This window comes from Rheinheimera baltica DSM 14885 (genome assembly GCF_000425345.1).
Taxonomy (GTDB): domain Bacteria; phylum Pseudomonadota; class Gammaproteobacteria; order Enterobacterales; family Alteromonadaceae; genus Alishewanella; species Alishewanella baltica.
The window spans coordinates 1-19,962 of the sequence record NZ_KE384352.1; the positions used below are offsets into that span (position 1 = coordinate 1).

At 44.2% G+C, this 19,962-nt stretch carries 19 protein-coding genes; 17 read left to right on the forward strand and 2 right to left on the reverse strand.

What is annotated here, in order from left to right:
* From H595_RS0119775 to pseI, 13 genes are all read left to right on the forward strand, one after another.
* The coding region (locus tag H595_RS0119775) for a flagellin (RefSeq protein WP_027672677.1) at positions 1 to 557 on the forward strand (557 nt) is incomplete at its 5' end.
* A gap of 496 nt (positions 558 to 1,053) precedes the next feature.
* The gene (locus H595_RS0119780) at positions 1,054 to 2,016 is read left to right on the forward strand and encodes a flagellin N-terminal helical domain-containing protein (RefSeq protein ID WP_027672678.1); all 963 of its coding nucleotides are present in this window, start codon (positions 1,054 to 1,056) and stop codon (positions 2,014 to 2,016) included.
* Positions 2,017 to 2,080: 64 nt separating this feature from the next.
* Entirely contained in the window at positions 2,081 to 2,530 is a 450-nt protein-coding gene (locus H595_RS23655; RefSeq protein ID WP_156886046.1) for a flagellar protein FlaG, read from the forward strand.
* A gap of 24 nt (positions 2,531 to 2,554) precedes the next feature.
* Entirely contained in the window at positions 2,555 to 3,955 is a 1,401-nt protein-coding gene (gene fliD, locus H595_RS0119790; RefSeq protein ID WP_027672679.1) for a flagellar filament capping protein FliD, read from the forward strand.
* 17 nt (positions 3,956 to 3,972) lie between these two features.
* The gene (gene fliS, locus H595_RS0119795) at positions 3,973 to 4,407 is read left to right on the forward strand and encodes a flagellar export chaperone FliS (RefSeq protein WP_027672680.1); all 435 of its coding nucleotides are present in this window, start codon (positions 3,973 to 3,975) and stop codon (positions 4,405 to 4,407) included.
* Entirely contained in the window at positions 4,391 to 4,708 is a 318-nt protein-coding gene (locus H595_RS0119800; protein WP_027672681.1) for a hypothetical protein, read from the forward strand. Before fliS ends, H595_RS0119800 begins: the two co-directional genes overlap by 17 nt.
* A complete protein-coding gene (locus H595_RS23140) occupies positions 4,708 to 6,798 on the forward strand; it encodes a motility associated factor glycosyltransferase family protein (protein WP_051220012.1) in 2,091 nt (696 codons plus the stop codon). The genes H595_RS0119800 and H595_RS23140 overlap by 1 nt, the downstream gene beginning before the upstream one ends.
* 2 nt (positions 6,799 to 6,800) lie before the next feature.
* Positions 6,801 to 7,520 (forward strand): pseudaminic acid cytidylyltransferase, encoded by a 720-nt coding sequence (gene pseF / locus H595_RS0119810; protein ID WP_027672682.1) that lies wholly within the window; start codon positions 6,801 to 6,803, stop codon positions 7,518 to 7,520.
* A gap of 15 nt (positions 7,521 to 7,535) precedes the next feature.
* Positions 7,536 to 9,107, forward strand: coding sequence for a UDP-2,4-diacetamido-2,4,6-trideoxy-beta-L-altropyranose hydrolase (gene pseG, locus H595_RS23660; protein WP_084153676.1), 1,572 nt, complete (start codon positions 7,536 to 7,538; stop codon positions 9,105 to 9,107).
* On the forward strand, positions 9,104 to 9,787 hold the full coding sequence (locus H595_RS0119820) for a WbqC family protein (RefSeq protein WP_027672683.1): 684 nt from the start codon (positions 9,104 to 9,106) through the stop codon (positions 9,785 to 9,787). Before pseG ends, H595_RS0119820 begins: the two co-directional genes overlap by 4 nt.
* A gap of 20 nt (positions 9,788 to 9,807) precedes the next feature.
* The gene (locus tag H595_RS0119825) at positions 9,808 to 10,701 is read left to right on the forward strand and encodes a class I SAM-dependent methyltransferase (RefSeq protein ID WP_027672684.1); all 894 of its coding nucleotides are present in this window, start codon (positions 9,808 to 9,810) and stop codon (positions 10,699 to 10,701) included.
* 2 nt (positions 10,702 to 10,703) lie between these two features.
* The gene (locus tag H595_RS0119830) at positions 10,704 to 11,540 is read left to right on the forward strand and encodes a phytanoyl-CoA dioxygenase family protein (RefSeq protein ID WP_027672685.1); all 837 of its coding nucleotides are present in this window, start codon (positions 10,704 to 10,706) and stop codon (positions 11,538 to 11,540) included.
* A gap of 10 nt (positions 11,541 to 11,550) precedes the next feature.
* Positions 11,551 to 12,606, forward strand: coding sequence for a pseudaminic acid synthase (gene pseI / locus H595_RS0119835; RefSeq protein ID WP_027672686.1), 1,056 nt, complete (start codon positions 11,551 to 11,553; stop codon positions 12,604 to 12,606).
* Here the strand turns inward: pseI and pseC are convergent.
* Together pseC and pseB are read right to left on the reverse strand one after the other, a co-directional pair.
* Complete coding sequence (gene pseC, locus H595_RS0119840) at positions 12,603 to 13,754, reverse strand: UDP-4-amino-4,6-dideoxy-N-acetyl-beta-L-altrosamine transaminase (RefSeq protein ID WP_027672687.1); 1,152 nt, start codon at positions 13,752 to 13,754, stop codon at positions 12,603 to 12,605. The two genes, pseI and pseC, sit on opposite strands and share 4 nt — an antisense overlap.
* Positions 13,751 to 14,752, reverse strand: coding sequence for a UDP-N-acetylglucosamine 4,6-dehydratase (inverting) (pseB, locus tag H595_RS0119845; RefSeq protein WP_027672688.1), 1,002 nt, complete (start codon positions 14,750 to 14,752; stop codon positions 13,751 to 13,753). The genes pseC and pseB overlap by 4 nt, the downstream gene beginning before the upstream one ends.
* A 200-nt stretch (positions 14,753 to 14,952) precedes the next feature.
* On the opposite strand from pseB, the gene H595_RS0119850 reads away from it, so the two are divergent.
* From H595_RS0119850 to H595_RS0119865, 4 genes are all read left to right on the forward strand, one after another.
* Positions 14,953 to 15,744: a flagellin gene (locus H595_RS0119850; RefSeq protein WP_027672689.1), complete on the forward strand. Its 792-nt coding sequence runs from the start codon at positions 14,953 to 14,955 to the stop codon at positions 15,742 to 15,744.
* A 112-nt stretch (positions 15,745 to 15,856) separates the two neighbouring features.
* On the forward strand, positions 15,857 to 17,320 hold the full coding sequence (locus tag H595_RS0119855; protein WP_027672690.1) for a sigma-54 dependent transcriptional regulator: 1,464 nt from the start codon (positions 15,857 to 15,859) through the stop codon (positions 17,318 to 17,320).
* Between the two features lie 107 nt (positions 17,321 to 17,427).
* The gene (locus H595_RS0119860) at positions 17,428 to 18,537 is read left to right on the forward strand and encodes a sensor histidine kinase (RefSeq protein ID WP_084153677.1); all 1,110 of its coding nucleotides are present in this window, start codon (positions 17,428 to 17,430) and stop codon (positions 18,535 to 18,537) included.
* Between the two features lie 5 nt (positions 18,538 to 18,542).
* Positions 18,543 to 19,940, forward strand: coding sequence for a sigma-54-dependent transcriptional regulator (locus tag H595_RS0119865; RefSeq protein ID WP_027672692.1), 1,398 nt, complete (start codon positions 18,543 to 18,545; stop codon positions 19,938 to 19,940).
* Positions 19,941 to 19,962: the final 22 nt, after the last annotated feature.

Sequence of the window (19,962 nt, forward strand, 5' to 3'; positions counted from 1 at the left end):
TGCTTGATGGTACTTACAAGGCATCATTCCAGGTAGGTGCAGACGCGGTTCAAACTATTGGTTTTAGTATGAGAAGCGTGGGTGGTACTGCTGCGAACAGAAGTTTAAGTTCAAACGGTGGATTTACATTGTCAGGTATTGCCAGCATTGCATCGGCGGTGGGTGGACAAACACTGGCAAAACTGGCCTCGGGCATTTCAGCGATTGGTACACCAACGGCAACAACGTTTGCAACGTCGTTCCGTGCAACAAGTATAAGTGTATCAAGTCAGGCGAACGCACAAAACGTGCTGGCAGGTATGGATGCTTTAGTTGCGGTGGTGGACAAAAAGCGGGCCGAGTTGGGTGCGGTACAAAACCGTTTTCAATCAACTATCCGTAACCAGTCAAATATTTCTGAGAACTTATCTGGCGCTAAGTCACGTATTAAAGATGCGGATTTTGCAGCAGAAACTGCAATGCTAACGCGTAACCAGATTTTACAACAGGCCACAACAACGATATTGTCACAGGCAAATCAGCGTCCGCAAGCCGCATTGAGTCTGTTACAGGGCTAATAAATTAATACGCTAAGCGCGGAGTGGTCAGCTAACGAAGATGCCTTCAGCATGGGGTAATGTTGAAGGTATCAATGCAGATTGCACCGTTGAAATAGTGGCAAGGCTAAGTGTGTTTTGTTTTGAAACATCTGATCTAACCACATAGAGTGAAAACCTTCATTTGGTGATTTGGTGCCGACTCCCGGTAGAAATATTTTTTTAAAGTGGTGCCTTCAAGTTTTTAGAAAGTTTTATGTTAGTTAAGTATTTGTTTTGTAGCTATATTCCTTCCTACTTTCCGCCTTTAAAATAAAATCAAAAAAAATTAAAAAAAATCCTAAAGGTTTATCTTGTCTCGCCGATACAAGTTATAGGGAAACTGTATTAGTGACCTTGTATTAACCGGATGGCGGGGTAACCAGCCGGATTAATTCATAAGACTTATGCTGTTTAACTCAGTGGTGGGGTAACCGCTGAAGTACAAAGCAGTAATGTTTAATATTGGAGGCTACATATGGCTTTATATGTCAATACTAACGTGAGCTCGTTAAACGGCCAGCGCCAACTGATGAACAGTGGTACTGCATTAGATACGTCGTTTAAACGTTTATCATCAGGTCTGCGCATTAACAGTGCCGCAGACGATTCTGCAGGTTTACAAATCAGCAACCGGTTAACTGGTCAAATCAATGGTTTGAACCAAGGTATCCGAAATGCTAACGACGGTATTTCATTGGCGCAAACGGCAGAAGGCGCGATGGAAGAAATTACATCATCGTTCCAGCGTGTACGTACTCTGGCGCAGCAAGCGGCTAACGGTTCTAATACTGATACCGACCGTTTAGCTATTCAGGACGAAATTCGTAACCTGATGTCTGAAGTGAACCGTATCGCAAAAGACACCACATTTGGCGGTCAGAATATTCTTGATGGTTCATATAAAGCCACCTTCCAGGTGGGTGCAGATGCTGTCCAGACTATCGGTTTCAGTATGAAAAACGTTGGTGGTACTGCCGCTGGTCGTAGCGTAAGTTCAAACGGTGGTTTTACACTGTCAGGTATTGCAAACGTGGCATCTACGGTAGGTGGCAATACGTTAGCAAAACTGGCGTCAGGCGTCTCTGCTATCGGGACTCCTTCTACCACAACCTTTACTGCATCGTTCAGAGCAACCGGTATTAGTGTATCTAGTCAAGCCAATGCGCAAAACGTATTAGCCGGTATGGATGCGTTAATTGGCGTTGTTGATAAAAAGCGGGCAGAGTTGGGTGCGGTGCAAAACCGTTTTCAATCGACTATTCGTAACCAATCGAATATCGCGGAAAACTTATCTGGTGCTCGTAGTCGTATCCAAGATGCTGACTTTGCCGCTGAAACGGCTGCATTAACGCGTAACCAGATATTACAACAGGCCAGTACGACTATCCTGTCACAGGCTAACCAGCGTCCGCAGGTAGCGTTGTCACTGTTAGGATAAGCTATAGTTATATAGTAAGTTGGCCAGTGTTATACTGGCCAACAGTTTTATTCTGGAGGTTTTTATGACTGTTGAAACTTTAGTTAGCAAAGACCCTCGTCTGGCAGACATTTTGCAAGAAAGAAATGCGCTGAACAAAGTGGCGGTTGATGAGTCTGTAGGGCGTGAAACTTTGCAACAGATATTGGCGGTGAAAACCGTAAAGAATGAACAAGCTGACAACGAAAAAGCAGTAGCGCAGGAAGAGGTCGAGGCTCCCGTGGTAAAATTTGATAACAATCAAATTCGTGACACGTTGGAGCAGATTAATAAAGTGATCCCGATAGCAAACACAAAATTAATCTTTGAGTTTGACGAGCTGGGCGATCCACCAATTATCAAAGTTATTGACAAAACCAGTAACGAGCTTATTCGTGAGATCCCGTCACAAGATTTAGTTAAAGTGGCTCAAGCTTTCAGTGAAATGGCCGATAACTTAACTAAGGCAGGCGCGTTAATTAACTTTCAAGCCTGATAACGAATACAGGAGCATGCTGTTATGGCGGCAATAACTTCAGCGGGTGTAGGTTCAGGGCTAGACCTGGAAAGCATTATCCAGGCTACCGTTAATGCCGAGGATCTGCCTCGGGTTCAGCGTTTTGAAACAACGAAAACCCGCCTGTCTGTTGAGTTGTCTGGTCTTGGTGCTGTTAAGTCCTCTTTGTCTGCTTTTCAGGATATTGTAAAAAAGCTGGCTGAACTTGAAAACTTTACCAAGCGTAGCAATACCATAACGCAACCTGCATCAGGTAGTGTGATTTCTGTCGCATCTAATGATACCGCCACTCCGGGTAACTTTAACATTAAGGTTAACCAATTAGCTCAAGGCAGCCGTGCTACGACTAATGCCGCTTTTACTTCTCCTTCAGATGTTGTTAGTGCGAACGGCGGAAAGTTAACTATTGCTGCAGGTGCGAAAACTTTTGATATTGATATTGCTGCTGGCGCTACCCTTGAGGAAGTCCGGTCTGCAATTAATAATTCAGCAGACAATTTTGGCGTATCAGTCAATATCATTAACACCGGTGGCGCATCGCCAGAGTCTAAGTTGGTGATTACATCAAGTGTTACCGGTGCAGGAAATGACTTAACCATCACCAGTGATACTGCAGAATTAGATAATTTGTCTACGACCGCATTTGCCGGTGGTACACCCGGCCTGACAATTGCAGCAGCAGATATTGCGAAAGACGCAATTATCGAAGTTGATGGCATTGCCATAAACAGTAGCTCTAATGTTTTTAAAGATGCTATCCAAGATTTGACCATCACGGCAACGAAAGTCAGTGAAGGTACAGAAAGCGCAAAGTTAACCGTTGATTACGATAAAAGCGGTGTAGAGAAATTACTCGGCGAGTTTATTGACGCATATAACAATGCTATTGGTACTATCGATTATCATACGCAAGTCGGTGCAGCTCTATATGGCGACTCGTCTATTCGCAGTCTCAGAAGTCAAATGACAAGCTCATTGTCTACCGTTGTATCAAATGCAGGTGGGTTTGAAACGCTTTTTGATGTTGGAATTGGTTTAACTAAAGACGGTACGCTAGAGAAAAGTTCTTTAGTGCGCAGTGTTAGTGATGCGCTGACATCCAATTACACTGGCGTAGGTAAGTTGTTTGCCAGTGAAAATGGTGTGGCAAAAACATTTGAGTCATTCTTAGAGACACACCTTGAATCAAAAGGCAGTTTTACATTTCGGGAAGACAATTTAAATAGATCCCTGAAACAATTAGAAAATGATCGTGAATCACATGATTACAGAATGACTCAGCTAGAGTCCGGGCTGCGTGCGAAATATGCGAGTTTAGATGTATTAATTGCTCAAATGCAAAGTACAGGTAGCTATATTACACAGCAATTGGCATCACTGCCGGGCTTTACCAGCAAAAAATAATCTGAAGGAGTAAACCAATGAGTAGCGCAAAATTAAAGTTTTATCAGAAAGAAGCGACAAAAACGCGGATGGCTGATGCGTCTCCTTACCAAATTATTCAAATGCTTATGGCTGGCGTAATGGACAATCTAGCGTTAGCTAAAGGTGCTATTCAGCGCAAAGATTATGAACTAAAAGCAGCAAGCCTTTCTAAAGCTTCGGCAATTTTTGAGTCATTGCGTTCTTGTTTAGATGAGTCTGTGTCACCTGAGTTGGGCCAGAATCTTTATGCTTTGTACAGTTATATGATTGAACGCTTAATTGATGCGAGTGTTGAAAAAGAAACTACGACTGCGATTGATGAAGTGGCAAGTTTGTTTCGTGAAATAAAATCAGCCTGGGATGAAATCCCGCTAAGTGCACAGCAACAGGCAGAAGCAGAGCGTAGTATGGCACATGCTAACGTTGGATAAATTAGATCAGGCAGAGCAGCTCCTCGCTGCTCTGAAGCAGAGTATTGCTGCTGAAGACTTCACCGCATCGGCACAGCAACTAAACTGCCTAAATGAACAAATAACTCAGCTATTTATAGCACCAACTGACCTTGCCCCTATTAACTATCCTCGGCTGCAGGCTCTATCAACTGATTTTGCGAAGCTAATAGATACGTTGTCGGCACAACGTTACCAAATTAAAGATAGTATCTCGCAACTGCGTGGCGTAAAGTCTGACAACAAGATCACAAGAACGTACAAGATAGAAAAAGACAAATGATGGATGTAGAAAAAAGTCTGGCTGAAGCTGAGTCTGCGTATAGTCAATTAGTTGAGCAAAAACAGCGCGAGCTTGATTTCAATCTAAGCTCTAAACAGACCTTCAACGCTAATATTCGGGCATTTGAGCAGTACTATCCAGAGTTAGCCTCATCAATGAAAGCTTATAAGCCTAAAGCTGGTTTTGAGTTGCTGGTTACCCGCACAGGCATGGGGAATTTCATTCCGCAGGGGCATAGTGTGCCGCTTTATGCTGATGATCCCATTGCTCAGGTTAGCGAACAGGTAAGCAAAAACACAAAGAAAGGCTATTACAGCTACACCAGCTATGGTTTTGGCGGGCACACCACAGATAAACGCATTCATATGCAGTTTATGACAAAGCTTGACAACCTTATTGCTAGTTTAAATGCTGAAAAACCTCAGTTTATAGAGCAACTGCCTGCACATTTTCCCAGCTCAATAATTTTTGGTGTTGGCCTGGGTTACCACATACCCATTTTACTAAAGCAGCACCATTTTGATTATCTGTTCATTTGTGAGCCTGATATTGAGCTATTTTACGCTAGCTTATTTTGCACTGATTGGGCGGATATCATTCATACCGTTGAAAACAATGATGGTGCGTTATTTATACAGGTCGGATTATCCTATAAAGATTTTTTTGATTCATTGCACGGTATAGCGGGTGATATTGGTGCATTTAGTTTAGTTCGGAGTTTTTGTTATCAACATTATCCATCTAAAGATGTAAACCAACTGATTAAATCTTTTTTTGAACGTTATTTTGAATTGCAATCCGGTTTTGGTTTTTACAATGACAACATAGATGGCTTGGCTCATGCGATACATAATATAGAAAACGGCGTGTCATTCTTTGTTGCTGACAGCGAATTAAGAAAACCGTATCAAAAGCTTCCTTTATTTATTGTTGGAAACGGCCCTTCACTGGACTCTTCCGTTGAGTTGCTAAAAGAGGTGCAAGATAGTGCGATTATTCTCGCCGTCGGCAGTGCCTTGGCATCTTTATTAAAGGTTGGTGTTACGCCAGACTTTCACGTAATTGTAGAGCGTACCAAAAGTACCTATGACGTGCTTTTAGATACCTTGCCATTAGAAGCATATAGAAATGTCAACCTGCTAACCGTTGATGTCATGTACCCTGAAATTCCAAAATTGTACAAATGGGCGGGAATGGGGTTGAAAGGCCCTGAATCTGCAACGGTTTTTATACAGCTACAAACATTGAAAAAATATCATCAGGCATTACCGTCACTACCATCTTGTGGTCCGGTTGTGTCAAACACCGCATTGTCGTACGCAGCAATGATGGGATTTGAAGAGATTTATCTTGTCGGAGTAGATAACGGCAGCAGGCAGAATGTTACACACTCAAAGCACAGTTTTTATTATAAAGAAGGGGTTCAGTATCAAAGCCCGTTGGTTACTGGTGCTAAGCATGTATTGCCCGGCAATCTGGGTGAAGATGTGTTGGCCACTGATTTACTGATGATCTCTAAAAATCATCTTGAAGCGATTATTGCTGCTAATCCGAAAAAGTTTTTTTACAACGTTGGGCACGGTGCAAAATTAGAAGGTGCGTATCCAATTACTGAGCAGTCGGTGCTGATTGGTAAACCTATAGAAAATAAATCTCAGATTATAGAACAAATAAAAGCGGATTTTTTTGTTAAAGATCTTGTGCAGTTTGATGTGGCGACTTTAGAGTTTGAACAATTTGATGTGATTTGTGACGATTTAATTGAAATTGGTAGTAGGTCTTTTGATAGTAGAGAAAGTGCCGCAGGCTTACTTAAAAAGCAAGCGCGCTATTTGTTCTCTTATAAAAAAACCAAGTATGCCCATTTGTACTATCTGCTGCGTGGCTCTTTGCTATATGTACATTGCCCTATGTTAACAATGCTGTACTCTTATCAGGACGATGCGTTGACCTTAGGCTATTTTGCCAAATTTATGGCACTGTGGAATGAATATGTTTTAGCCGTGAAAAAAGATTTTAGAGTTAATTATTTGACAACCTGCGGCTATAGTTTGGAACAAGCTATTAGTGAACTAAAGGCTCAGTCCTGACCATGCGTATCGCTGTTATTCCAGCCAGAGGCGGTAGTAAACGAATCCCGCGTAAAAATATTCGTTTTTTCGAAGGGCAGCCGATAATAGCCTGGTCGATACAGGCTGCAATAACTAGTGGTTGTTTCGACAAAGTTTTGGTATCAACCGATGACGAAGAAATTGCCGCAATAAGTCGGCAATACGGTGCTGATACGCCATTTATTCGCCCTTCTGAACTGGCAGATGACTTTTCAGGTACCGCTGACGTTATGCGCCATGCAATACAAAGTGTAAATGCTGCAGCCAATTCTATTATGTCTGCGTCATCAGGGGTGACTGCGGCATGCTGTATTTACGCTACGGCCCCGCTAATTTGTCCAGAAGATATCGGTATGGGATTAAAACAGCTTAACAATGGCTCATGCGATTATGCATTGGCGGTCACGGAGTTTGAGTTTCCCATACAGCGAGCAGTGCGACTGGACGAGAATAACCATCTGGTGATGCTCAACCCGGAGTTTTCAGGAACACGTTCGCAGGATTTAGTGCCTACTTTTCATGACGCTGGCCAGTTTTGCTGGGGAACAGCAGAAGCCTGGTTACACGCGAAACCAATTTATAACGGCATGACAGCGGCAGTTTCTATCGAGCGCTGTCGCGTACAGGATATCGATAACGAAAATGACTGGCAGCGTGCTGAGTTGATGTTTCGCGCCAGTCGATCTCAAAACTCACGTTAGGTACAAGAGGGCATCGTGCTGAATAGGGTGAGCAATTCTTCGTCGGATTTAAACATCGTATTTAGGTTAGATTCAAGTTCTGTTATTGGTTTTGGCCACTTAATGCGCAGTCTGACGCTGGCTGCTGAATTTAAACAGCGCGGAGCAAATTGTTTTTTTATTTGCCGGGACCTGCCCGGGAATAACAGCAGCCTTGTTATTCGCGCTGGGTTTGAACTGCTGCGTTTACCGATTCATCACGTTGCCACAACTGAGTTTGATCAGAGTGATATCAGACATCATGCGTGGCTTGGTACGACATGGTTAAACGATATTAACCAATGCACACCTTATTTTCGAAAGCTAAAGCCGGTATTGATTGTTGTTGATCATTACGCGCTTGGGGCAGATTGGGAAACACGAGCGAAGTTTTTTTGCCAGCGGCTTGCGGTGATTGACGACCTGGCTGACAGGCGACATGAATGCGATTTTTTGCTCGATTATAATTTAAGCGTAAGCCAGCAAGATTATTCAAGCCGGGTTGGAAAGCACTGCTTGCGGTTGTTCGGCGGTAAATATGTGCTGCTAAGGCAAGAGTTTGCTAATTGGCGCTCGCAAAGTATTGCCCGGCGTAAAGACAATACATTGTCGCGTATTCTGGTGACTTTTGGCGCAACTGATTCAGATAATAATTCAGAACAGGTTCTTAAGGTTCTCAATGCTGTAAATCTGCCCGCATTGACACGTATAGATGTTGTTATAAGTTCAAAAGCGCCCTGGTTAGCATCGGTTAGAGCTTATGCAAGCACCATGGCGGTGGAAACACATTTGCACACCGATATCAGTAATATGGCTGAGCTGATAACTGCGGCAGATTTGGCTATAGGCTCCGGTGGCGGCAGTACATACGAGCGACTTTTTTTAAAATTGCCTTCACTTTTAATGCCTATCGCCGATAACCAAATAACACCACTGCAGCGAATGAGCCAAGATGGCTTGTTTGAACTTTTTTATACATTTGATGAGCTTTGGCAGAAGTTGATGAAATATCACACGCTGCCATTACCTAAAGTATCTGCTTCAGTGTTGTTTGGTGCGCCTTTTGTTAGCGCTTTGCTGTTGGCAGAAACAGTGACACTAGCCGACGTAAAGCCTTGGGATGTGCGAAGAAATTACCATTGGCTGCAACAACAATCATTAAGGCAGCAATTTGTTTTGTCAGCCAAGCCTGAGCGCAGTAATCACATTAAGTATTGGCGACATTTACTGGCAGCACCTGAGCAATATGTGTTCAGTATTTTGTCTAACCGCTGCCATGTTGGTAGCCTTGGCGTGAAAAATATTGATGAACAGGCAAAAGAGGCCGAAATTTGGATTTACCTTGGTCATTCGGATGAACGCAACCGTGGAGTAGGCTCTAAAGCGCTGTTATTGTTAGAGGCGTTTGTTAAACAAACTTTGTTGATGCAAAGTATAGTATTACATGTTGCGAAAGATAACACTCACGCGCAATCGTTTTACTACAAGCACCACTATAGGCTTAGCAATACTGCGCTACCCGATGCATTCAAAGGTAAAGATGTGCTGCAAATGAGAAAAAAATTATGAAATGCGCCATTATGCAGCCTACATTCTTACCCTGGAGCGGTTACTTTAATTTGATGGCAAGTGTCGATGTGTTTGTATTTCTTGATGATGCGCAGTTTCAGAAAGGATCTTGGCACAATAGAAACCGCATTCCGTTAAATGGCAAACCGCATTGGTTAACGGTGCCTGTGAAGCACAACACATTGTCACAAAGTATTTTGCAAACCGAAATTAATATGCAGTCATTATGGCGGGAAAAGATGGTGCGACAGCTACAGCAAGTGTATGCCCGACACCCATTTAGCTCTGAACTGATGGCCTTTACGGATGTGATTAATGATACGAGCTACATATCGCTGGCAGAGTTGAATATTGCATTAATTCAGATGGTTAGTAATAGAATTGATATAAACTGTCAGATGCTACGCTCAAGTGAACTAAAAATAAAAGGCGTGCGCACTGAACGCTTGCTGGCAATGTTAAACGCTATTTCAGCCACACATTATTTATCGCCGCAAGGTGCTGAATCTTATTTAACGGCTGACGGTTTTAGTCAGCAAAGTGAGGTTTCGCTGGCTTATCAAACGTTTGAACCGCAGTATTATCCACAGAAAAAGAGCACGGATTTTATACCAAAGCTGTCTATTCTGGATGTTGTAATGAATATGGGGTGGCACGGTGCTAAAACGTATATTAAATGATTCCTCTGGGTGGTATTAACATGAACGATAAAGGTAATTATTCACTTAAACCACATGAAAAGTATGGTTTTTTACAAGTAAAGCCCACGCCGACCGCCGAGGAGATTAACCACTTTTATGCCAACGAGTTTTACTCTGGCGACTACAAAAATTTTAATAATTCCTCGTTGCAGGTTCAGCTTGCCGATCAGCAATTTTGGGAGGGAACCTGGAATGATCAGGCAAAAGTTATTCAGTCTCAATTGGCAAAACCTTTTTGCGAACTTGAAATATTAGATGTTGGTTGTGGTTGGGGGCAGGCTCTATTGCATTTTAAAGGGCTAGGGGCGAGTTGTTATGGTTTTGACCCTGCGGCCGAGGCGGTTGAATATGGCGTTAGCCAAGGATTAAATATTAAACACTGCGGCGTCGAATCGATGGATGTTTTTGCCGGAAAAAAATTCGATGTTGTGATGCTAAACAATGTGTTAGAGCATTTAGCTGAACCGGTAAGGGTGATACAACAGATCCGCCAGCATGTGCTAAAAGATGGCGGCTTGTTAATTGTTACCGTACCAAATGAATTTAATAAGTTTCAGGTTGCTGCTCAGCGCTTGCATAATTTGGAACCCTGGTGGGTAACGCCACCTGCGCATCTGAACTATTTTAGCCGAACGTCCTTGCAAGCCCTTCTAAGCGGCTGTGGTTTTCACAGTGAGTTGGCGGTAGCGTCATTTCCGTTAGAGCTATTTTTGTTAATGGGAGAGAACTACGTTAATGACAGAGATATTGGCAAAATATGTCATGCAAAAAGAGTCCAGTTTGAACTGAATTTACGTCAGCTTGGCGAGGACGATGCGATACAGCAGTTTTATAAAGCATTGGCTGATGCCAATTTGGGCCGGCAAATTACCTGCTATGCCAAGGCGATTTAACTATGGACTCAGTAGAACACTTTTTTAAACACGGCTACGTCGTTGTGCCAAATTTACTGAGCGCCGAGAAATGTGCGTATTTTCGGCGACTACTGGAAAGCAACTATACGGATTACGCCGAACATTACGCAACGGCGTCGTCAGATAAGGGCACCTTGTCGGACAAATCGAATGAGAAGGTTGTATTTAATCTTCATAACAAATCAGTCGATTGGTTTGAGCTGTTTGAGCATCCGCGCATCTTAGCTATTGTATCAGCCGTTTTGCAGCAAGGTTCTTATCAACAAAACGAACCTTATTACCTAAACAATATTTCTGCCCGCTGCCCATTATTAGGCTACCCCGGCCAACAGCTGCACATAGACAGCGGTTTGCCGGGGGTTAATTATTGCCTTAAAGCTAACGTGGTATGGTTATTAGATGATTTTACTGCGTTAAATGGTGCAACACGAATTGTACCTGGTAGCCATAACTGGACGTCTTTTCCTCCCGATGGCCAACGGCATCCGGATGAAGTGTTAATTACCGGCTCGCAAGGAAGTGCGTTAATCTTTAATGCAAATTTATGGCACGGCGGCGGCGCTAATGTAACTGATAATAGTCGCTGGGCATTATTACTCGGTTATGCCAGATGGTTTATTAAGCCGTCATTTGATTTTCTACAAAACACACCGGATGAAATTTATCAGCAGTTAACTGACGCGCAAAAACGATTGTTAGGCTTTCACTTAATACCACCTAAAGATGAGTTTACCCGATTGCGCCGTATTTCTGCGCAGCCAGCGCAACCAGCACCTTATCAGTTGCCACAGCATAAACAGATTTATAAAGGATCGTAAAAGGTTAATTATGACAAACCCTGTTATCACTATCTCTGGCCGTGCTATAGGTATCGATTATGCTCCCTATATCGTTGCAGAGCTGTCAGCCAACCATAACGGCAGTTTGGCGCGGGCAAAAGATATTATCGCGATGGCGAAACGTTGTGGTGCCTCGGCGGTTAAGCTGCAAACGTACGCTGCACATACCATTACGCTGAACTCAAGAAACGAAGATTTTATGATTCGGGGAGGCTTATGGGACGGTAAAAGTTTATACGAGTTATACCAATGGGCACAAATGCCATGGGAGTGGCACAAGCCTTTGTTTGATTATGCCAGGCAACTTGAACTAACCATTTTTAGCTCTCCCTTTGATACCACCGCAGTCGATTTGTTAGAGGATTTAAATGCGCCTGCATACAAGGTTGCGTCGTTTGAAGCCATTGACATACCTTTAATTAAATACATTGCTGCGACTAAAAAACCGATGATTATATCAACAGGTATGGCCAACGCTGAGGAGATTGCTGAGGCAGTCGATGCGGCCCGAAGTGGTGGCTGCGAACAACTAGCTCTGCTGCACTGTGTCAGTAGTTACCCTGCGCCATCATCTGAATACAATCTTAGAACTATTGTCGATATGGCAGAGAAATTTGGTGTGGTATGCGGTTTGTCTGATCACACCGTCAATAATACAACCGCGTTAACTTCTGTGGCATTGGGCGCGGCAATTATTGAAAAACACGTTACGCTGGATCGCAATGCAGGTGGACCAGATGACAGTTTCTCGTTAGAAGAAGCCGATTTACACAGTTTGTGTGAGCAAGCAAAAATAGCCTGGGAAGCACTGGGCCGTATCGATTATTCGCAACAGGCCAGCGAAAAAGCAACCGTAAAATATCGCCGATCGCTGTATTTTGTAAATAACAAGAAAGCAGGCGAGGTAATAAATGCCAATGACATCAGAAGCGTAAGACCGGGGTTTGGTTTGGCGCCAAAATATTATGATTCCCTGATAGGCCGTAAGTTAATTACAGATGTCAGTGCCAATACACCGACAAGCTGGCAGCTAATTGAACACTAAGTTAGCAAGGCCTGTTGTAAGATGTCAGCAACATATTGTTGTTGCTCTGAACTAAGCTCCGGAAACATCGGTAAACTGATAATCCGTTCGTAAAAGTCTTCAGCAGCAGGAAAGTCTCCCCAGTCAAAACCAAGTTGCTGATAATACGGCTGAGTATGGATGGGAATATAATGCACGTTTACGCCGATGCCCGCTGCACGAAGTGCATCAAATACCAACTTGCGCTTGCTTTTGTCGTTAAGGCGAATAATAAATAGATGCCAAGAGCTGAGGTTCTCATCATCCAGTGCCGGTAACCTAAGCGGTAAGTGGGCTAGCAACTGATGATAGTTCGCGGCAAGTAGCTGGCGCTTTTGTACCATTTGTACCAAGCGCATACTCTGGCTTAAACCTAAAGCAGCCTGAATATCGGTCATTCGATAGTTAAAACCCAGCTGCAATTGCTGATAATACCAATCGCCATGGCTGGGTTCAGTCATTAGTTTGTTGTCGCGGCTAATACCATGACTGCGCAATAAACGCATTTTATCTGCCAGTGCGGCATTATTGGTCATCGCCATACCGCCTTCTGCGGTGGTTATAATTTTGACGGGATGAAAACTAAATACGGTAATGTCGCTGTAACGGCAGTTGCCAACCGTTTCATCCTGATACCGAGCACCGATAGCATGAGATGCATCCTCAATGATGCTAAAACCGAACTCACTTGCTAAAAAGCGTATTTGTGCCATATCGCAGCTGGCGCCTGACAAATGCACCGGTATTACGACATTTGGTAGCGTATCGTGGTGACGCGCGTGTTCAAGTTTTTTACGCAGCTTATCAATTGCCATGTTACCGGTGTTTTCATCAATGTCGACAAAATGAATGTCTGCGCCACAATATCGGGCACAATTTGCCGACGCAACAAAACTGATTGGCGAGGTCCAGACTTTGCTGCCAATACCAACGCCCAACGCCAGACAAGCAATATGCAGTGCTGAAGTTGCACTATTTACCGCTATGGCGTGTTGAGCACCAGTAAACTCGGCTAATCGTTTTTCGAAAGCAGGAACTGCGGGGCCCTGGGTTAAAAAATCACTTTGTAAAACCTCAGTGACCGCATCAATATCTGCTTGGTTAATATGTTGGCGGCCGTAGGGGATCATAACATCGCATCCTGATTAAACTGGCGCATCTGCTCTATGGATAAAAAATCTGGATTAGTATTTGATACATACTCATATCCGTGGGGAACCAGGCGTCCGTTTTCCAGCAAGGCATTTGTGGAAAAATCATTGCTGCGGTTAAAAAACTTAATTGCCGGAGCAATAACAAAGTGATCATCGAATTCATGTGTATGATAGGACATATCGCCCGGACACATCATCTCATGCAGTTTTTCACCCGGACGAATACCAACAATTTTTTGCGGTAAGTCAGGTGCCATTGCTGTGGCTAAATCAGTGATACGGATCGAAGGAATCTTGGGAACAAATATTTCTCCTCCAAGCATCCGTTCAAAATTCTTCAAAACAAAATCAACACCTTGTTGCAGGCTTATCCAAAATCTTGTCATATCTTGATGCGTTATAGGGATGTGATCACAACCGTTGTTAATAAGCTGTTGGAAAAAAGGTACCACTGAGCCTCGTGAACCTACTACGTTACCGTAGCGTACCACCGAAAAGCGTGGTCGGCTGCCACCTGTCATATTGTTTGCAGCAATGAATAACTTATCTGAAGCAAGCTTGGTGGCGCCGTATAAATTCACCGGATTTGCAGCTTTATCTGTAGATAACGCGATGACTTTTTCGACATTCGTTTCAATGGCGGCGTTAATAACATTCTCGGCACCATTAATATTGGTGCGAATACACTCTGTTGGATTGTACTCTGCCGCCGGTACTTGCTTTAATGCGGCGGCATGAATAACAAAATCCACGCCATGCATAGCGCGGATTAATCGTTTTTCATCCCGTACATCACCAATAAAATAACGCATACAGCTAGCGTCAAATTTTTGCTGCATTTCGTACTGTTTTAACTCATCCCGAGAATAAATGATTATCTTTTTGGGCTTGTATCGTGTCAGCAATGTTTCGGTATATTTGTGACCAAACGAGCCGGTGCCGCCGGTAATAATGATTGTTTTGCCGTTAAACATAAGCTGACCTCTGGAATCACGTAACTCGTAAAAACGATTATAAATTACCTTAGCATAATCTGTGCCGACACCGCTAAGGTATTAAGTGTAAACGATAATCTATAAAAGTGTACTTCGTTGCGCTTAAATGACGATTAATGGCATTCTAGGGTGGATTTGTCTAAACTATAAACACGTATTTTTATATCACGGGTAGCGTTATGAAAATTAACAATCAAGTGGCAAATGCGTCGTTAAATACTCTGCAACAAGCCCAGCAAAAGCAATCAGAGCAGCTTGCCAGCGGTAAACGTATTAATCGTGCGGCGGATGATGCTGCAGGATTGTTGATTGCTAATCGCTTGAGCAGTGATATCAACGCAACAACGCAAGGCCAGCGCAATTTGTATGATGGTATTGGCTTGGCGCAGGTATACGAGCAAAATCTCAGCAATATATCGACGTCGGTAATGGAAATGCAGCAGTTAAGCGTTGCTGCCGGGAATGGCGCTTACTCAGATGCTGATAAACAAGCGTTGCAGCAGCAGTATGAGAGTAAAGCACAAGAGATTCAGGCGACGATAGATAACGCCAGCTTTGCTGGTCAGCCTCTTTTTGATGGGAATTCGGTGCAGTTTAATACGGGAGGGTCTTTTACCGCATTAAAAACCGGTGATGTTGCTGCTGAATTAACGACACAAAATGTGTTTAGCGCCGATCTTTCCACGCAAGCAGGAGCCGCTGCTGCGGCCGACAGTAGTAAAAATGCACTGGCGTACCTTGACCAGTTGCGTTCAGAAGCGGGTGCGGCTATTAACGGCTTTGCCAGCCAGGCGCGTAATTTAAACAATCAACAAGTTAACGTATCGCAAGCGCGCAGTGGTATTCAGGATGCCGACTACGCTAAAACCAGCAGCGATAAAACAGCAACCGATATTTTAGCAAAGGCCTCAGTCAGTGTGGCGTTACAAGCTAGAATTTCACAACAGCAAGCGCTTAATTTATTGTCTTAGTCACGTCAGTTAACGCTATTTTTTTGACACAGTGTCAAAAAAATAGCGTATTACCTTGCAAGCTGCTTGATGCGAAGTACAATGCAGTAAAAAGTATAATAAAAGCAGCGGTATGTCTATTACTCCTTCACTGTACATTGTTGACGAGCAAAGCGCCCGCAGTAGCCGGTTAAGCACGGTGCTGAGTTTTATTCATGAACCTCACCAAATGCTGACTTACCAGGAATTGCTGATACGACTTAATAGCGATCAGCCGGCGGTTGTGTTGCTTGGTGCGCTTGATAATCAACAGCACGCCGAATTATTACTTCGCTACCCGGCGACGGCATTTTTGTTGTTAGGTGAAACCCTGCAATCGTTATTAGAGTATGGTAATGCGGTGGGGTTGCTAAGTGAACCTTTCTCGTACGCCTCACTTACCCAATTATTGCGCGACAGCCAGCAGTATCACCGATTGTTGCCATTGCAACGTCAGCAAGAGAATACGGTTAAGTTTGATGGCATGGTAGGCAGTTCAGACTCGATGCAACAAGTCCGTTTTCTCATTCAACAGGTGGCAAAAACAGAAGCTAATGTGTTGGTACTTGGGCCATCGGGCACAGGAAAAGAAGTTGTCGCGCGAAATATTCATTTGTTGTCGCATCGTCAGGCAGGCCCTTTTGTGCCTATTAACTGCGGTGCTATACCGGCAGAGTTGTTGGAAAGTGAGTTGTTTGGTCATGAGAAAGGCGCTTTTACTGGCGCGATTTCGACCCGAAAGGGGCGGTTTGAATTAGCGCAAGGTGGCACCCTATTTCTGGATGAAATAGGTGATATGCCTCTACCAATGCAGGTAAAATTGCTGCGGGTATTGCAAGAACGCACCTATGAGCGTGTCGGTGGGACTCAGGCTATAAAAGCAGATGTCAGAGTCGTTGCAGCCACCCATCGCGATTTAGAACAGATGATTTCTGACGGTAGTTTTCGTGAAGATTTATATTACCGTTTAAATGTTTTTCCAATTGAAACACCGGCACTAAGTCAACGCGCAGACGACATTCCGTTATTGATTAGTGAATTGCTTAAAAGGCAAGAAAAAGTCAGCCAGGCAAAAGTTAAATTTACTGAACATGCGATGCAAAGTATGCAGCTGCATGCCTGGCCTGGCAACGTGCGCGAGCTGGCTAACTTACTTGAACGCATGGTAATAATGTACCCGGATCAAGTTGTTGATGTGGCTGAGCTGCCGCTGAAATACCGCCATTTAGATGTAGAAAGTTACATGCCTCAGTATCCTGAAGGTTTACAGGAACGCGATTTAATTAACGAACTGTTTCAGTCGACCGACGATGATAGCGATACCGATACCGATACCGATACCGATGTTGCACGAGTATTCGACATGGATGCACCGCAACATTTGCCCGAGCAAGGCTTGGATCTGAAAGAGTATCTGGCTGAGCTGGAAATCAGGTTTATTTCCCAAGCCCTGGAACGACATGAGTTTGTGGTGGCACGCGCCGCTGAAGTATTGGGATTACGTCGTACCACCTTAGTTGAAAAAATGCGTAAATATAACCTCGGTAAAGACGAGTAAATGTGCTTGTCAGAGAATTGACAAACATAACTATATAAAAAATAACACGATTATACTGGCACAATGCCTGCATTAACCCTACTGAATATGTTGTTTCAGGGGGACTTATGACATCAGTTAATGCTATGCACTTCTCGCCACAACGCTTAAAAGGCAACGGCGTACCCGATGCTGTTTCTGCTGTACGTCCATCACTGCAATTATTAACAACTTCTGCGCTGGACCCGGTGTTGCAGGTATTGCCCGCAGCAGTGATCTTGTTAGATCAGCGTGGTGTGGTGTATCAGGCTAACCCGGCTGCAATTGCGATGCTAGGTGAGCCTCTTGTGGCACAAGCCTGGTTTACCATTATAAGCCGTTGTTTTAGTCCTCGCAGTGATGATGGCCTTGAAGTGTCACTAAAAGATGGTCGCCGGGTTAAACTGCAAATTAGTGCCTTACTAACACATACCCAATATACCCAACCTGGTCAGTTGATCATGCTGACCGATTTAACTGAAACACGAGAATTGCAAAGTCGATTAGGCCATATGCAGCGTTTATCCACGTTGGGTAAAATGATGGCCACGCTGGCACATCAAATTCGGACGCCACTCTCAGCGGCGATGCTATATGCTCAAAACCTGGCTAATCCGCGCGCTACCATGCAAGTGCAGCTGCAATTTCAGCGGAAACTGCAGTCACGCTTGCAGGATTTAGAACAGCAAGTCAACGATATGTTGTTATTCGCCCGAAGCGGCAGTGCGCAGCAGGTCAGCGTCTTTACGCTGCAAAAGCTTAACGAACAATTAAATACTGATATTGAAGCCTTGCTATTGCAGCATCAGGCTAAACTAACGCTAGAGTGCGAAGATGCCTCATTGTGTTTACTCGGCAATGTCACTGCATTAAGTGGTGCGTTACAAAATTTGGTTCAAAACAGCATTCAAGCAGTGAACGGCGAAGCCAATATAACGCTAACGCTAGCACCCAGTCAGAAACACCCTGGTATGTTATCAATTCTGCTGAAAGACAATGGCCCTGGGGTTCCGGCGGCTTTGCAAAAAAACTTATTTGATCCTTTTATTACCGGGCGTGCTCAAGGCACTGGTCTTGGGTTAGCGGTGGTGCAGGCGGTAGCACATTCGCACCAGGGATCGGTAAGGTATATCCCATCAGAGCACGGAGCTTGTTTTGAACTGTTGTTGCCATTACAGCACGAAGATAAGCAGGAGTAATGCATATGACACAACGCATATTGTTAGTGGAAGATGACGCGGGACTGCGCGAAGCGCTGCAGGACACCTTAATGTTGGCGCATTATCAGGTACTTTTAGCTGAAAGTGCAGAAAAAGCCTTGCTGTTACTAAAACAGCACAAAGTGCAGTTGGTAATAAGTGATGTGCAAATGCAAGGTGTATCAGGGTTAGTGTTACTTAAAACCGTGCGAGAGCAGTATCCGCAATTGCCTGTGCTGATGATGACAGCCTATGCTACTGTGCAAGCCGCTGTTGAGGCTATTCAGTTAGGCGCTATTGATTATTTGGCTAAACCCTTTTCATCAGAGGTGTTGCTTAGCACCGTTGGACGTTACGTTAGCTCCGATCCGGTCAGTACAGTTGAGCCGGTTGTCGAAGCGCCTGGCAGTAAACAACTGTTAGCGTTGTGCGCCAAAGTCGCCCGCACTGATGCCAGTGTCATGATCAGTGGTCCAAGTGGGTCGGGTAAGGAAGTGTTGGCACGTTATATTCATCAGTTGTCCGAACGCAGCGGCGGCCCTTTCATTGCCATTAATTGTGCGGCCATACCTGAAAACATGTTGGAGTCGACCTTGTTTGGCTATGAAAAAGGTGCTTTTACCGGCGCTATCAATGCCTGCCCCGGAAAGTTTGAACAGGCACAACAAGGTACTATTTTACTGGATGAAATAACCGAAATGGATTTAAACCTGCAGGCCAAATTGTTGCGTGTATTACAAGAGCGTGAGGTTGAACGTTTGGGTGGGCGTAAAACCATTAAGTTGGATGTTCGCGTGCTGGCAACCAGCAACCGCAACCTAAAACAAGCAGTGGCACAAGGAGAGTTTCGTGAAGATCTGTTTTATCGGCTTAATGTATTCCCATTGGTATGGCCTGCACTAAGCCAGCGTCGGGAAGACATTGTTCCTTTAGCGCAGCATTTATTACAACGGCATTGCAAGCAGGGTGGTCGTAGCATGGTTAACTTAACTGCCGCGGCAAAACAACGTTTACAGCAGTATGACTGGCCGGGCAATGTTCGAGAGCTAGACAATGTAATGCAACGGGCGCTTATTATTGCACAAACCGACAACATTGATGTGGATGACATTATGCTTGAGCTTGCTGACATGCCGATAGCTGAGCCGGTGAACACTGCTGCGTGTCAACCGCTATCAAGCCGCGCAGAACCTATCGAGGAGGCCAACGATTTAACCGAGCATGACGGTACCACGCAGTTTAAGCACAGTGTGCATGAGCAAGAGCACCGTATTATTCTTGCAACCATGAAAGCGTGTGATAATAGACGTAAAGACGTTGCTCAAAAGCTGGGTATCAGCGACCGTACTTTGCGTTATAAATTAGCACGCATGCGCGATGTCGGTATAGAACTTCCTGCCTAAGCAAAAATAAACCCTCTTTCGA

Coding starts and splice junctions, on each gene's coding strand:
- H595_RS0119825 (WP_027672684.1), top strand. CDS start 9,808: ATGAACGATAAAGGTAATTATTCACTTAAACCACATGAAAAGTATGGT.
- H595_RS0119850 (WP_027672689.1), top strand. CDS start 14,953: ATGAAAATTAACAATCAAGTGGCAAATGCGTCGTTAAATACTCTGCAA.
- H595_RS0119780 (WP_027672678.1), top strand. CDS start 1,054: ATGGCTTTATATGTCAATACTAACGTGAGCTCGTTAAACGGCCAGCGC.
- pseC (WP_027672687.1), bottom strand. CDS start 13,754: ATGATCCCCTACGGCCGCCAACATATTAACCAAGCAGATATTGATGCG.
- H595_RS0119820 (WP_027672683.1), top strand. CDS start 9,104: ATGAAATGCGCCATTATGCAGCCTACATTCTTACCCTGGAGCGGTTAC.
- H595_RS23140 (WP_051220012.1), top strand. CDS start 4,708: ATGGATGTAGAAAAAAGTCTGGCTGAAGCTGAGTCTGCGTATAGTCAA.
- H595_RS23655 (WP_156886046.1), top strand. CDS start 2,081: ATGACTGTTGAAACTTTAGTTAGCAAAGACCCTCGTCTGGCAGACATT.
- pseF (WP_027672682.1), top strand. CDS start 6,801: ATGCGTATCGCTGTTATTCCAGCCAGAGGCGGTAGTAAACGAATCCCG.
- H595_RS0119855 (WP_027672690.1), top strand. CDS start 15,857: ATGTCTATTACTCCTTCACTGTACATTGTTGACGAGCAAAGCGCCCGC.
- H595_RS0119865 (WP_027672692.1), top strand. CDS start 18,543: ATGACACAACGCATATTGTTAGTGGAAGATGACGCGGGACTGCGCGAA.
- H595_RS0119800 (WP_027672681.1), top strand. CDS start 4,391: ATGCTAACGTTGGATAAATTAGATCAGGCAGAGCAGCTCCTCGCTGCT.
- fliD (WP_027672679.1), top strand. CDS start 2,555: ATGGCGGCAATAACTTCAGCGGGTGTAGGTTCAGGGCTAGACCTGGAA.
- H595_RS0119860 (WP_084153677.1), top strand. CDS start 17,428: ATGACATCAGTTAATGCTATGCACTTCTCGCCACAACGCTTAAAAGGC.
- pseB (WP_027672688.1), bottom strand. CDS start 14,752: ATGTTTAACGGCAAAACAATCATTATTACCGGCGGCACCGGCTCGTTT.
- fliS (WP_027672680.1), top strand. CDS start 3,973: ATGAGTAGCGCAAAATTAAAGTTTTATCAGAAAGAAGCGACAAAAACG.
- pseI (WP_027672686.1), top strand. CDS start 11,551: ATGACAAACCCTGTTATCACTATCTCTGGCCGTGCTATAGGTATCGAT.
- H595_RS0119830 (WP_027672685.1), top strand. CDS start 10,704: ATGGACTCAGTAGAACACTTTTTTAAACACGGCTACGTCGTTGTGCCA.